Source organism: Rhizobium sp. SYY.PMSO, from assembly GCF_046840415.1.
Classification (GTDB): Bacteria; Pseudomonadota; Alphaproteobacteria; order Rhizobiales; family Rhizobiaceae; genus Rhizobium.
On record NZ_CP177349.1, the window covers coordinates 2,898,942 to 2,912,814 of the forward strand.

Genomic DNA, 13,873 nt, shown 5'->3' on the forward strand with positions numbered 1-13,873 from the left:
TGGGGATAGCGCGGGCGAATAAGCCAGCCCCGGAGCCGTTTTCGGCTCAAATATAGCCCAGCCCGTAGAGAAAAGGTAGCGCGGCCAGAATCGCCTGCACAACCAGAAGGAGAAGACTCAGGAGTATGCTGCCACGATCCGACATGAGCGACAGGATCCGACCGAAAGCCGCGACGCCGAAGGAAGCCCCGAGCGCGAGATAAATCATCGGCTGCGCCAGCAGGATCGCCACCAAGCCGAAACCGAGCATGAAACCGCCGGCCGAGCGCGCCTCCGCATAGGCTTCGGACCGCCCCTCTTTCACCTGCAGCTTGAGGAAACGGTAGGTATAACCGGGGGCAAACATCAGGAAGAGGCCGATCAGCGCCGTAACGGCAGCCGAACAGTAGGCAAGCCGCTCGCCGAATTCTGTCGGAAAATAAAGCTCCATCGGTCGCCCCCAATCAGCTGCGCGCAAATCAAGTCAAGTGAGACGGCTGACTTATGGCATGATCCGCGTTGCAAGGGGAAGGCGCAGCCAAAATATCTGCGGCATCAATCACAGAAAGCTTTGCGGATCGATATCGAGCTGCACCTGCACGGAGCCGCGCTCCTTCGGCGATTGCGACAGCATGGACCTGAGATATGCCTGCATGTCGGAATTGCGCCGGCCGTGCACGAGCAGGCGGAAGCGATGGCGGCCGCGCACCAGGGCAAGCGGCGCCTCGGCCGGCCCGAGCACGGAAATACCAGACACTTGTGGGGCGGCGCTGCGCATGGCGCGGGCATGGGTCTCCGCATCCTGGCGCGTATCGGCCGAGACGATGATCGAGGCGAGCCGGCCGAAGGGTGGCAATATGGCTCTCTCGCGCTCCGAAATCTCGCGCTCGTAAAAGGCGCTGGCATCGCCCGACACGATCGCCTGCATCACCGGATGCTGCGGCTGGTAGGTCTGCAGCAACCCATGGCTCTTGAGGCCGGTTCGCCCCGCGCGACCCGTCACCTGCGACAGCAGCTGGAATGTTCGTTCGGCGGCGCGCGGATCGCCATTGGCAAGTCCGAGATCGGCATCGACGATGCCGACCAGCGTCATCAGCGGAAAATTATGACCCTTGGCGACGAGCTGCGTGCCGATGACGATATCCGCCTCGCCCTTGGCGATCGCATCGAGCTCCAGCCTCAGCCGCTTGACCCCACCCATGATGTCGGAAGAGAGCACGATCGTCCGTGCGTCGGGGAAATGCCGCTCCACCTCCTCGGCGATGCGCTCGACGCCCGGCCCGCAGGCGACGAGATGATCGAGCGTGCCGCATTCGGGGCAAGCCTCCGGCGTGCGCTCGGCATAGCCGCATTGATGGCACTGGATCTGGCCGCGGAACCGGTGCTCCACCAGCCAGCTCGAGCATTGCGGGCACTGGAAGCGATGGCCGCAGACCCGGCAGAGCGTCAGCGGCGCGTAACCACGCCTGTTGAGGAACAGCAGCGCCTGCTCGCCCTTGGCAACGGTCTTGCCGATCGCGCGGATCATGACGGGCGAGAGAAAGCCGCCGCGCTCCGGCGCATGCCGTCGCATGTCGATCAGATGCAGATCGGGAAGCGCCGCATCACCATAGCGCGTCGGCAGGTGTATGGTCGTGTAGCGCCCGCTCTGGCCGTTGACCTGGCTTTCGACAGAAGGCGTCGCCGAAACGAGCACCACGGGAAAATCGCCGATGCGCCCCCGCACGACGGCCATGTCGCGCGCATTGTAATAGACGCGATCCTCCTGCTTGTAGGCGGGATCATGCTCTTCGTCGACGATGATCAGGCCGAGATCCTCGAAGGGCAGGAACAGCGCCGAACGCGCCCCGGCCACCACCCTGACCTCGCCTGTCACAGCCTGCCGCCAGACCTTCTCGCGCATCTTCGGCGCAAGATCGGAATGCCATTCGGCCGGCTTGGCGCCGAAGCGATCCTGAAAGCGCTCGAGAAAACTTGCCGTCAGCGCGATTTCCGGCAGCAGGATCAGCACCTGCTTGCCGCGCCTCAGCGTTTCGGCGATGGCTTCGAAATAAACCTCCGTCTTGCCGGAGCCGGTGACGCCATCGATCAGCGAAACCGCGAATTCGCCCTTGCGCACGTCGGCCAGGATTTCGTCGGCCGCATCCTTCTGCGGCCCCTGCAGCCGCGATCCTGTGAATTCCGGATCGGGCCTGGCGACCACCGGCGGTGGCGGCAGGAAGATGGTTTCGAAAATGCCCTGCGAGATCAGCCCGTCGACGACGCTGGTGGAAACGCCGGCCGCATGCGCCAGGCCAAGGCGCGTCCACGACAATCCGTCGGCGGCAATCTCCATCACCTTGGCGCGCGCCGGCGTCAGGCGCTCCGGCTGGCCTCCGACGAAGCGCAGCCCCTCGATCATCGGTTCGGGATCGAAGGCGGCCGGTGCCCTCAGCGCCATGCGCGCCACCAGCCCCGGCGGCGACAGCGTGTAAGTGGCAACCCAGTCGATGAAATCGCGCATATGCCTGCCGAGCGGCGGGCAATCGAACACATGGCTGATGGGCCGGAGCTTCTTGGGATCGAAGCCATCGTCGTCATCGCCGTCCCAGACGACGCCGATGACCTGCCTCGGCCCGAGCGGCACCTGCACCACCGAACCCGGCTCCACCGCCATACCCTCAGGCACGGCGTAGGAATAGGCTCTTGGCGCCGGCAGCGGAACGAGAACCGGAACCGTGCGGGCCATCACAGGTTTTGCGGGCGCCGCCTCGAAAAGCGCACCGAACAGATCGGAAGAATCTTTACTCATTGCGGCAAACCATGCCCCGGACAGGCGCAAAAGAAAACCCGCATTGCCCGGCTGCCGCTATTCATCGTCGTCACCGATTTCGCCGGTCAGCCGCATGCCGTCGATCCAGGTGGAGCCGTCTTCGCGGACCACGCGGCGCGGCCTGGCGCCGCAACGCTCGCGCACCGCCTGCGCCAGAAGCTCGGAATGGGTGACGATCCAGATCTGGCTTGTCTTGGCGGCCTCGGCGATCATATCGGCGAGCGGCGGCAGCATGTCGGGATGCAGGCTCGCCTCCGGCTCGTTGAGCGCGATCAGCGGCGGCAGGCGATAGGACATCAGCGCCGCGGCAAGTCCGAGAAAGCGGATCTGGCCATCGGAGAGCTCGCGCGGCTGGAAGACGCGGTTGGGAAACTCCGGCAGCATCAGGCCGAAATCCGCCGTTTCCTGCGGTTCGGGCACGACGAGCCGCGCCCCGCCGAGCGCTGCGGCAAGAACACGATCCAATTCGACGGTATCCTCGCGCGTATGGACGAGGGTGGCGAAGACGGCGGCGATATTGGCTCCGTCCTCGTCCAGCATGGGCGCCGTGACCGCAAGGCATGGCGCCCGCAGCGGCGAACCGCGATCGGTGCGGAAGCCATGATAAAACCGCCAGGCATCGACGGCACGGCGGAAGGTGCCGACCTCGGGAAAATATCCGGCATCGCCGAGCAGCGCGATCGCCGTTTCCGACGTCAGGGCCTGCTCGCGGTGCTGCTCCATGCGGCCGGCCTCTCCGCGCACGGAAATACCGGGACCTTCGCGCTTCATCATCGTCACCGGCCGACGCCCGGCCTCGACCGACAGTTCCTCGGCCTTGACTTGCGGTTCCAGCGGAAATCCGGCGGATGCGCAGGGCGGACGCATGCCCGCTTCGATCCAGTAGCGGAAGATCGCCGCTCTTTCCGGGTCGAGCAGCTCGACGTCGAAACGGATGCGGGCGGGCTCATGCGAACGCCGCTTGCCCGACCACATGGCCGAAAACATGCCGCCCTCGCTGGAAATCTCATGCGCCAGCCGCCCGCGAACCGCCGCCTGCACCAGCTGCAACGAACGATAAAGGTTTGATTTTCCGACGCCGTTCTCGCCGATGAACAGGTTGACATCGGAAAGATCCATCCGGATCGCACGCAGGGAGCGATAATTCTGGGCAAACATGGAGCGAAGTTGCATGCTCCGGGGTTTAACCGATTCCGATATCAAAGAGAATGCGGAACCAGACTGTCGTCGTCTTTGGAAGGAGCGAGCGGCGAGAAGGTTGCATTGTCGTCGGCAGCAAGGTCGACGACCGTGTGCTTCTCCAGCGCCTTCGTGACCTCGTTGACGTCGCCGTCCAGATGCTCGACGGGAATAAGGTTGCCGATGAGAAAATCGAAGCGGTCGCCGCGCTTGTTGAGCAGCTCGTGAAACACCGTCATGTCGCGCAGTTCCGTCGACCATTTGGCGAACCAGTAGAACAGGCCGGAATTGCGCGCCGTCAGATGCACGGGCAGGATCGGCAGGTTGTATTTGCGCGCCAGCCCCACGGCCGATGTCTTCCACGGGCGCTCGTTCAGCCTGCCGTTCGCCCAATAGGCGATGCGGCCCGAGGGAAACAGCACCGTGACCTTGCCGTCGGCGACGGCGCGATTGGTCAGCTGCAGCGTTTCGCGCGTCTTCGGCTTGCTCTTGTATTCCTCGCGCCATTCCACCGGGATAATCATCTCGGCGAAACGCGGATTGACCCGCACGGCATCGCGATTGGCGAAGATCATCATATCCGGCCGGCGCGACTTCAGAAGGTCGAAGACGGCGACGCCGTCGGCAATGCCCGTCGGATGGTTGCTGACGAGAATGAAGCCGCCGGAGGCCGGAATGCGCTCGGCATGGGTCACGCCGATATCGAGCCTGAGCAGATCGCTCATATATTCGAAGCACTGGAAGCCCGAAAGCTTGGCGACGTCATCGGCAAATTCGATCGCCTTGTTGTAGCGCAGCAGCGTGTAGAGAAAGGGGCGCATGACCGGCCATAGCGGATTGCGCACGATCTTCTGCCCGCGCTCGGCGATCAGCGTATCGACGATATGTCCCGGCTGGCCCTGAGACACGAGAGCGATCGTTTCTGCAAGCTGTCCCAGTGCAGTTATCGAACCGCGACGTGCCATGAAGTGTCCTGAATGGTTGGGATATATTCTTTCGCAATCGAATATGATCGAAGCATGACAAGCGCCTCGCATGGACCGGCCGGATCATCCGGGATCGGAAATCGGCCGATGTGCAGTTTTTGAAGTGCAGCCGCATCCCCGGTGCGGGGAAAGGCAGCGCGACTACAGGAAAGTTAGCGATTCCATAACCTTCCTTCCTTCAAAGTGGCAGAAGGAATCCGAATTTCAAGGGGTTTTCCACTGAACGAATTGTTGATCATCGCCGACCCGAGGTTGATGGCCGAACGCAGCCGCTGGCTCGAGGCATTGGGTCAGGAGCGGCGGCTTGCAGCCCATACGCTGACCGCCTACGAGCGCGACACGCGGCAATTCCTGACCTTTCTCACCGGCCATCTCGGCGGCCCGGCGACGATTGCGGATATTCACGCGCTGCGCCCCGCAGACTTCCGCGCCTTTCTCGCCGCACGCCGAAAGGATGGCGCCGGCGCGCGATCGCTGGGGCGCAATCTCGCCGGCCTTCGTTCACTTTTGCGCTACCTCGAAAAGAAGGGGCTGGTGAACGCTGCCGGAGCCGCCGCCGTGCGCTCGCCGAAACAACCGAAGTCGCTTCCCAAGCCGCTTTCCGACAAGCAGGCGATCACGGTCGTCAGCGACGAGGCGCAGCTGCACGAGGAGCCCTGGATCGCCGCGCGCGACGCGGCGGTGCTGACCCTGCTCTACGGCTGCGGCCTGCGCATCTCCGAAGCGCTCGATCTGAAACCGGAGGACATGCCGAAAGGCGCAACCTCGCTGCGCATCACCGGCAAGGGCAACAAGACGCGGCTGGTGCCGCTGCTGCCGATCGTCGTCGAAGCGGTCGACCACTACCGGGCGATCTGCCCCTATCATCTCGATGCCGGCGGCCCGCTCTTTCGCGGCGCGCGCGGCGGCAAGCTGCAGCCAGGCATCATCCAGCACGGCATGCAGAAGCTGCGCGGCGCCTTCGGCCTGCCGGATACCGCGACACCCCATGCGCTTCGTCATTCCTTTGCCACCCATCTGCTGGCCGGAGGCGGCGATTTGCGCACCATCCAGGAACTGCTCGGCCACGCCAGCCTGTCGACGACGCAAGTCTACACCGGCGTCGATTCCTCGCGTTTGCTCGAAGTCTACGATCGCGCCCATCCGCGCGCGTAAGAAAAGATTAACCTCGCGCGTTAAGGGAATCTCCGTCTCGAACGCATAGAGCAGAAGCATCTGTCGGCGTGTCTCCTGAAAGCCACTTTCCTGCATCAGGATTCACGCCGTCTGCGAATGGAAGATTTCGATGATTTCTGCCCTCGGATCCAAGACGATGCGGTCGGTGAAGCCGACGCGCGGCGATATCCTGCTCTGGTTTGCCACAGCCTTTCCGTTGATGCTGGCTATCCTGCTGCTCGCGACCTTGCTGACGCTGCAGCCGGCCCATGCCGAAGGAGCGGTATCCGACAGATGCGGTGGTAAGGATCTCATGTCCGAGCTTGAAAAGAGCGATCCGGCAAAATACGCCTCCATCATCGCCGCCGGCGACAAGGTGGAAAATGGCAAGGGCATCTTCTGGAAGATCGAGAAGCCCGGCCTGAAGCCGTCATGGCTGCTCGGCACCATGCATGTCTCGGATTCGCGCGTGCTCACCATGCCGAAGGGTGCGGCCGACGCTGCGGCCGAAGCCGATACCATCGTCGTCGAATCCGACGAGATTCTGGACGACAAGAAGGCGGCGGCAGCCCTTTTCGCCAATCCCTCCTTGACCATGCTCACCGACGGCTCGACCATCAGCGAGCATCTGTCGCCGGAAGACAATGCACGCCTGGAGGCAGGGCTGAAGGAGCGCGGCCTGACGCTTGCCGCCGTTTCGCGCATGCAGCCATGGCTGATATCGAGCTCCTTCGAGGTCACGGGTTGCGAGGTGCGCCGCAAGGCGGCCGGAGCGAAGTTCCTCGACCAGAAGCTCGCGACCGATGCCGCCGCCGAAGGCAAGCAGGTCAGGGGCCTGGAAACGCTTGCCGAGCAGGCCAAGGCCATGAGCGATCTTCCGATCGCGTTGCATCTGAAGTCGCTGATGCAGACGCTTGAGCTGGGCGACAGGATCAACGACGTCAATGAAACGATGACCGATCTCTATCTTGCCGGCAATATCGGCGCGATGATCCCGATGCTGAAGGTGATCGAGCCGGACCAGAAGATTTCGGACGACGATACCGCCGCATTCGAGCAGCGCATCATCCTCGACCGCAACAAGGTGATGGCAGAGCGGGCTGTGCCGATCCTCGACAAGGGCAATGTCTTTATCGCCGTCGGCGCACTGCACCTCGTCGGCGACCAAGGCCTCGTGGCGCTGCTGCGACAACAGGGCTTTACGGTGACGGCCGCCAACTGACCTCCCGCATGCGCCTGGCGAAATCGGCAAGCATGATCGCGACGATCAGCCGGTGAAACGGTGCGATCAGCGCGATGGTGGGCAAGTACGCAGCGGTTCTCCGTGCGCAATCGCGTACGAACTAAAGAGATAGAGCGGCTCAGCGATTCCGTGAAACGCGGAACCGCTCTTGCTGCCGGGTGGCCGGGCGGAGTGCTTTAACGCACGGCCGATCCGTTCGCCGGCAATATCTTCAGCCGCCAGGAAGCCTCCGGCCTGAGATATGTCGTTGCGATGGCGCGGACATCCTTTGCGGTAACCGCCTGATAGCCGTTGATGCTGCTGCGAATCCGCTCCAGGCGCCGAGGGTCCGTCTGGGCGCCGTGCAGGTTCTGAAGCCAGTAGCTGTTGGTCTGCTGCGCTCTCTTTACCGCTTCGATGATCGGAAGCTTGGCCCGCTCCAGCTCGTCGGACGAAACGTCTCCGTCGCGCAGATCGGCCGTAATCCTGTCCACCAGATCGAAGAAATGATCCACCTTGGCGGGCGTCGTCTCGACATAGACATAGGAAAAACCATAGCCGGGGATCGATCGCGAGAGATCGACATCGCCCTGCGGGCTGTAGGTTGCCCCTTCCGCGACCCGGAACTGGTCGATGAGCCGGTTCTGCAGGATCGCCCCGGTCACATTGGCGGCAGCAGCCCTCGGCAGATCGGAAAGGAAATCGCCGATCGGCATGGCGACGGCAGCGCCGGCGCTATCGTTTCGCCCATCGTGCAGCCGGACGACCGGATTCGGCGTCGGTGCGGGAAAGTGCACCCCCGTATCGGCGGCCTGATCCTTTGCATCGCCACGGGCCGGCAGCGCGCCGAAGGTCTGTGCGGTCATGCGGATGGCATCGTCGACCTCGACATCGCCGGCGATAATGACCTCGATCTGCCCTTTGGAAAGAAGCGGCCGCAGGAACGCCTCGAAATCTTCCGGCCTGGCATCGAGCAATTGCGTCCGGCTCGGGAATGTCCAGCGCGGATCGTCGGAATGCAAAAGACTGGAGAAATCGCGTTGGAAGACGGTGCCCGGCGTCGCCTGCAGCTGGGCGAGCGTGTTCAGATAGGCTTGCTGGACCCGCTTGAAGACATCGGGACGGTAAGCCGGATCGGCGACATAGGCCGTCAGGAGCTGCAATTGCGTTTGCAGATCGCGCGGCCGCGTGGCACCTTCGAATTTGAAGTCGGCGTCCTGGATGGAAAAATCGTTCCCGACCACTTTCGCGGCAAAAGCCTTCTGCATGTCGTCATAGCTGATGGCCTTCAGGCCGGACAGCGGCAGCGCCGGCGCCGCCCAGATCGGCAGCGGGCGGTCGCGTGGCAGGTCCAGCCGGCCATGGCCGATCTCCGCGCGCACCAGCACTTCGTCCAGGCGCAGCTTGGTCGGCTTGATGGTCAAGCGGACGCCGTTGGCAAAACGGACCATCGTAATGCCGAGATCGTCGACCGCGCGCCGTTCGACGACATCGCCCGGCTTTCCGAAATCGGTATAAGGCCATGCAACGGAGGCGGCATATTCCGGCGCCGTCACCACTACGGCGCGCGAAGCCGCATAGGCCTTTTCGACGGCCGCATCGCCGCCATCCGGCATTTGCGGAATTTGCAGCACGAGTTGCGGACCATTGCCGGCAAAGACCCGCTGAAGACTTTGATTGACTTCGTCCGCCGCCAGCCCCTTCATCGCGGTATCGAACAATGAGAGATCTTCCGCAGGCGAGGTGAAGACCAGGTTTTCACCGACGCTCCAGTTCAGCGTGCCGGCGATATCCGGGCTCGTGCGCGTTGCCGCTCCGCCGACGGCGGCCTGCAGCAGCGAGCGATATTCGGCGATTTCGCGGTCGATCTCGCTCTGATCGACGCCGAACTGCGCGATACGGCGCTGCTCCTGGTCGATAGCGGCAAGCGCGGCCTGCCACTTGGCCGGATCGCTGTCGGCGGCAATCATCGCGACGTGCGCCGATTTGAACACATCCTGGGCGCCGGCTTGCGCATTGACGAAAGGCGGATCGGGCTGCTGCGCCAGAACCGAAAGGCGCCGGTTGAGGACGGCAAGGCCGATATCCTCGACCAGCTGCGCACGGCGCTTGGCAACGGTATCCGGCGCGACGTCGTAGGGCCGCGTCCAGACGATCTGCACGCGGGTCGCGCCGCCGGGCACGACGACCGTGCCGACACGTTCCGCATGCTTTTCAGGCGTGCCGAGGTCGGGATCCGCCGGTGCGGGCGCGGCCGCAGTCCAATTGCCGAAGCGCTTGCGGATATCGGCTTCGATGGCAGCGGCATCGATGTCGCCGACGACGATCAGGGTGGCGCGATCCGGTCGATAATACGTTCGGTAAAAGTCCCGCAGCAGATCGACCGGAGCGTTGCTGATGATATCGATCTTGCCGATGGGCGAGCGTCGCGGAACGAGCTGGCCCGGCAGCAGCTGATTGAGGAAGCCGATCCCGCCCCGATATTGCGGGGTGTCTCGCAGCTTCTCTTCCGAAAGGATGACGCCGCGCTCGCGGTCGAAGGCGCCGGCATCGAGCTTCAATTCGCTGGCCGTCTCGCGCATGAGCATCAGGCCGGTCGAAACCGTTTCGGCATCGGCCTCCGGCAGATCGAGCGAATATACGGTTTCACCATAGCTCGTGGAGGCGTTGGTATCAGCCCCGAAAGCCAGGCCGAGGCGCTGGAGGGTACGCACCATCTCGCCCTCGGGAACATGGGTCGATCCCTTGAAGGCCATGTGCTCGAGGAAATGCGCGAGCCCCTGCTGATCGTCGCGCTCCTGCAACGAGCCGGCACCGATGCGGAAGCGGATCGCCACCTGACCGGACGGCGTCGCATTATGCATGATGGCGAAGCGCATGCCGTTCGGGAGTGTGCCGAAGCGGATACCCTGTTCCACCGGCAGGTCGCTGACCGCCTGCGGCCAGCCCGCGACGGGCGCTTCGGCATGCGCGGGTGCCGCAACGGTGACGAGGAACGCGAACGCGGTCGCAACGAAAAGTTTCAGGGAAAAGTGAGCGGCAGGGATTTGACGTGACATGCTTGCTTTGTTGATGAGAACGAGTCGATGATGCGATGCACGGGGGCCCCGTTCATCGCATCATCGGGCAAGCATTGCAATCCTAGCGCGGAACCCGGCGGAAACCGCCGGTCCTTACATGTGGATCGGCTTGAAGAAGGTCGCGAGCGCTGCTTCCTTCACGGCTTCCGACATGGTCGGATGCGCATGGCAGGTACGGCCGAGATCTTCCGACGAGCCGCCGAATTCCATCAGCACGGCAATCTCGTGGATCATCTCGCCGGCGCCGAAGCCGACGATATGGCCGCCGAGAACCCGATCCGTTTCCTTGTCGGCGAGGATCTTGACGAAACCGTCCGTCGCCAGCATGGCGCGGGCGCGGCCGTTGGCGGAGAACGGGAACTTGCCGACCTTGTAGGCGATGCCTGCTGCCTTCAGCTCTTCCTCGGTCTTGCCGACGGAGGCGACTTCCGGCTGCGTATAGACGACGCTCGGGATGACATCGTAGTTCACATGGCCAGCCTGGCCGGCGAGGATTTCGGCGAGCGCCACGCCCTCGTCTTCCGCCTTGTGCGCGAGCATCGGACCCTTCACGACATCGCCGATGGCATAGATGCCGGCAATGTTTGTCTTGAAGTGACCGTCGATCTCGACGCGACCGCGATTGTCGAGCGCAACGCCAGCCTCTTCCAGGCCGAGACCCGCCGTGTAAGGCTTGCGGCCGGTGGCGACGAGAACGACATCGGCGTCGAGCACGACCTTGTCGCCGCCCTTGACCGGCTCGAAAGTGACCTTCGCGCCGTTGCCGGATTTTTCGACGCCGACCACCTTGGCGCCGAGATGGAACTCGATGCCCTGCTTGGCCAGCATGCGCTGGAACTGCTTGGAAACTTCGCCGTCCATGCCGCCGAGGATGCTGTCGAGATATTCGACCACCGTGACCTTGGCGCCGAGGCGCGACCAGACCGACCCCAGCTCCAGACCGATGACACCGCCGCCGACGACGATCATCTTGCCCGGCACCTTGTCGAGCGCGATGCCGCCGGTGGAGGAGATGATGACCTTCTCGTCGATTTCGAGCGGTACGCCCGGAATGCCGGCAACATCGGAGCCGGTGGCGATGACGATGTTCTTGCCCTCGATCTCCGTCACCTTGCCGTCCTCTGCCGTCACGGCGACCTTGCCGGCGGCAACGATCTTGCCGGTGCCCTGGAAGGCATCGATCTTGTTCTTCTTGAACAGGAAGGCGACGCCGTCGACGTTCGACTTCACGGTCGCATTCTTGTGCGCCATCATCTTCGAAAGATTGAGCGTCGGCGCGGCAACCTCGACGCCGAGCGCATCCATGCCATGGCCGGCATGATGGAACACTTCGGAAGCGTGCAGCAGCGCCTTGGACGGAATGCAGCCGATGTTGAGGCAGGTGCCGCCATAAGTCGCGCGCTTTTCGACGACCGCGACCTTCAGGCCGAGCTGCGCTGCCTTGACTGCGCAGACATAGCCGCCGGGACCGGTTCCGATAATGATCACATCGTAGGACATGTTTGATTTCCTTGTTCTATATATTTGTTAGTCAGTCGCCCGTGCCAAGGCGAGGCGGATGCCGAAGCCGACGAGCGCCGCTCCGGTGATGCGGTTGAACCATTTGCCCGACGCGATGAAGCGATCGCGCACCGGCTTGACGGTGAGGAAGGTGGAAACGCCGGCAAACCAGGCGACGAGCGCCGTCGCCATGCCGATGCCGTAGCTGAACTGGATAAGCGCCGGCGTGTCGTGATGGACCAGCGTCGAAAACAGCGACAGGAAGAACAGCACCGGCTTCGGATTGAGTGCATTGGTGATGAACCCCGTCGCCAGGCAGCGCCAGACGGAGACCGGCTTGCGATCCTCCTCGGTGATCTCGACGTCCTTCACCTGAAAGCCGGATTGGCGGAAGGACTTGATGCCGAGATAGACGAGGTAGCCCACGCCAGCCCATTTGATCAGGCTGAACAGGAAAAGCGACTGGGAGACGATCAGGCCGAGACCGAGAATGGTGTAGCTGATATGGAAGAGCAGCGAGAAGCCCATGCCGAGCCCGGTCATCATGGCGGCGCGGCGGCCATGGACGATGCTCTGGCGCAGGATGACGGCAAAATCGGCGCCCGGAACGACGATGAAGATCGAGAACACCGCCATGAGGCCGAGGAATTCGAGAATATACTGCATGTTATCGATCCATTCCGATCATCGGCCGCCACTCACGTCGAGCACGGCGCCCGTTATATAGGATGCATGAGGGCTGAGCAGGTAGAGGATGGCGTCGGCAACCTCGTCGGAGGTTCCGGCGCGCTTCATCGGCAGCTGCGGCGCGATATCGCGCGCCCGGTCCGGCAGGCCGGCGGCCGCATGGATATCCGTATCGATGATGCCGGGCCGGACCGCGTTGACGCGGATGCCTTCCGCCGCCACTTCGCGCGCAAGGCCGACGGTGAACGTGTCGATCGCGCCCTTGGAAGCGGCGTAATCGACATATTGCCCGCCGCCGCCGAGCGTGGCGGCCATGGAGGAAAGATTGACGATCACCCCGCCCTTGCCGCCATGCCGGGTCGACATGCGGCGCACGGCTTCGGCCGCCACCAGCATCGAGCCGGTAACGTTGATGCGGAACATGCGGTCGAGCCGCTCGGGCGTCATCTCGTCCAGGCGCTGGATGACATCGACGATGCCCGCATTGTTGACGAGCCCGTCGATCCGGCCGAAATGCTTATCGACCTGGGCGAAGATGGACTTGATATCCTCGGGCTTGCCGACATCGCCGGCAACCGCGATCGCCTCGCCGCCGGCATCGCGGATCGTTCCCACCACGGCCTCGGCCGCATCCTTGTTGGACACATAATTGACCGCCACGGCCCAGCCATGCTGGGCGGCCGCCAGGCAAACCGCGGCACCGATGCCGCGGCTACCACCGGTCACGAGAAGAACAGCAGCACTCCCGGTCATTGGTAGCATCCTTTCAGACTGAGGACATCCCAGGGGGCGACGGTCGCCTTTCCTTCGCCCCAGAGAGACGACTTCTGGATCGAAGGTCCAAGCGCCGGCAGGAAAAGCCGGTCGGCCGCATTCTCGCCTTCCGCCGGCAGTGCACGGATATGGCCCTTCAGATCGGAGGCATAGACCATGCCCTGCCAGACGGTGCAGGCCCTGAGGTCCGCCCCGGTTACGTCGCCTTCGGGGCATTCGAACATGATGCGGCCATCGGCGCGCAATCGGTCGTCGCTGCGCATGACGACGCCATCGGCAACGACGGCGGTGTTGCGCACCGCAAGCTTGAAGCGATTGCTGACCGGCGATTCCGATTCCATGGGCTCGAAGCGCAATTCGTAGGCATTGTCCATATCGACATAGACCGCCTTTTCCTGCACGCATTCTTCCGCGTAGGCAGGCATGGGATTGACCGCGAATGCCAGCATGACCCAGGGCGTGGAAGCCAGTCGTGCCATCATGTTCTGCGCGGGCATGG

General features: G+C 63.3%; 11 protein-coding genes. 2 read left to right on the plus strand and 9 right to left on the minus strand.

Going from position 1 to position 13,873, the window contains the following annotated elements:
- Positions 1–46: 46 nt before the first annotated feature.
- The 4 genes from ACJJVH_RS14110 to ACJJVH_RS14125 all read right to left on the minus strand — a co-directional run bounded on the left by ACJJVH_RS14110 (position 47) and on the right by ACJJVH_RS14125 (position 4,935).
- A complete protein-coding gene (locus ACJJVH_RS14110; protein WP_112795439.1) occupies positions 47–430 on the minus strand; it encodes a DUF4345 domain-containing protein in 384 nt (127 codons plus the stop codon).
- Positions 431–538: 108 nt separating this feature from the next.
- Complete coding sequence (locus ACJJVH_RS14115; RefSeq protein WP_412064186.1) at positions 539–2,770, minus strand: primosomal protein N'; 2,232 nt, start codon at positions 2,768–2,770, stop codon at positions 539–541.
- 57 nt (positions 2,771–2,827) lie between these two features.
- On the minus strand, positions 2,828–3,964 hold the full coding sequence (locus ACJJVH_RS14120; RefSeq protein WP_412064187.1) for an AAA family ATPase: 1,137 nt from the start codon (positions 3,962–3,964) through the stop codon (positions 2,828–2,830).
- Positions 3,965–3,990: 26 nt separating this feature from the next.
- Entirely contained in the window at positions 3,991–4,935 is a 945-nt protein-coding gene (locus ACJJVH_RS14125) for a 1-acyl-sn-glycerol-3-phosphate acyltransferase (protein WP_113384820.1), read from the minus strand.
- Positions 4,936–5,175: 240 nt separating this feature from the next.
- Here ACJJVH_RS14125 and ACJJVH_RS14130 point away from each other — a divergent pair, with 240 nt between their 5' ends.
- Positions 5,176–6,111, plus strand: coding sequence for a tyrosine recombinase XerC (locus ACJJVH_RS14130; RefSeq protein ID WP_113369924.1), 936 nt, complete (start codon positions 5,176–5,178; stop codon positions 6,109–6,111).
- Positions 6,112–6,241: 130 nt separating this feature from the next.
- Entirely contained in the window at positions 6,242–7,333 is a 1,092-nt protein-coding gene (locus tag ACJJVH_RS14135) for a TraB/GumN family protein (protein WP_412064188.1), read from the plus strand.
- Between the two features lie 197 nt (positions 7,334–7,530).
- Here ACJJVH_RS14135 and ACJJVH_RS14140 read toward each other — a convergent pair whose 3' ends face one another.
- The 5 genes from ACJJVH_RS14140 to ACJJVH_RS14160 all read right to left on the minus strand — a co-directional run bounded on the left by ACJJVH_RS14140 (position 7,531) and on the right by ACJJVH_RS14160 (position 13,871).
- Positions 7,531–10,392, minus strand: a complete 2,862-nt coding sequence (locus tag ACJJVH_RS14140; protein WP_412064189.1) for a M16 family metallopeptidase — start codon at positions 10,390–10,392, stop codon at positions 7,531–7,533.
- A gap of 114 nt (positions 10,393–10,506) precedes the next feature.
- Positions 10,507–11,913, minus strand: a complete 1,407-nt coding sequence (gene lpdA / locus ACJJVH_RS14145) for a dihydrolipoyl dehydrogenase (protein ID WP_412064190.1) — start codon at positions 11,911–11,913, stop codon at positions 10,507–10,509.
- Between the two features lie 27 nt (positions 11,914–11,940).
- Entirely contained in the window at positions 11,941–12,579 is a 639-nt protein-coding gene (locus tag ACJJVH_RS14150) for a LysE family transporter (protein WP_113358911.1), read from the minus strand.
- A gap of 18 nt (positions 12,580–12,597) precedes the next feature.
- Positions 12,598–13,353, minus strand: a complete 756-nt coding sequence (locus tag ACJJVH_RS14155; protein ID WP_113358913.1) for an SDR family oxidoreductase — start codon at positions 13,351–13,353, stop codon at positions 12,598–12,600.
- Positions 13,350–13,871, minus strand: coding sequence for a hypothetical protein (locus tag ACJJVH_RS14160; protein ID WP_412064191.1), 522 nt, complete (start codon positions 13,869–13,871; stop codon positions 13,350–13,352). Before ACJJVH_RS14160 ends, ACJJVH_RS14155 begins: the two co-directional genes overlap by 4 nt.
- Between the last annotated feature and the right edge of the window lie 2 nt (positions 13,872–13,873).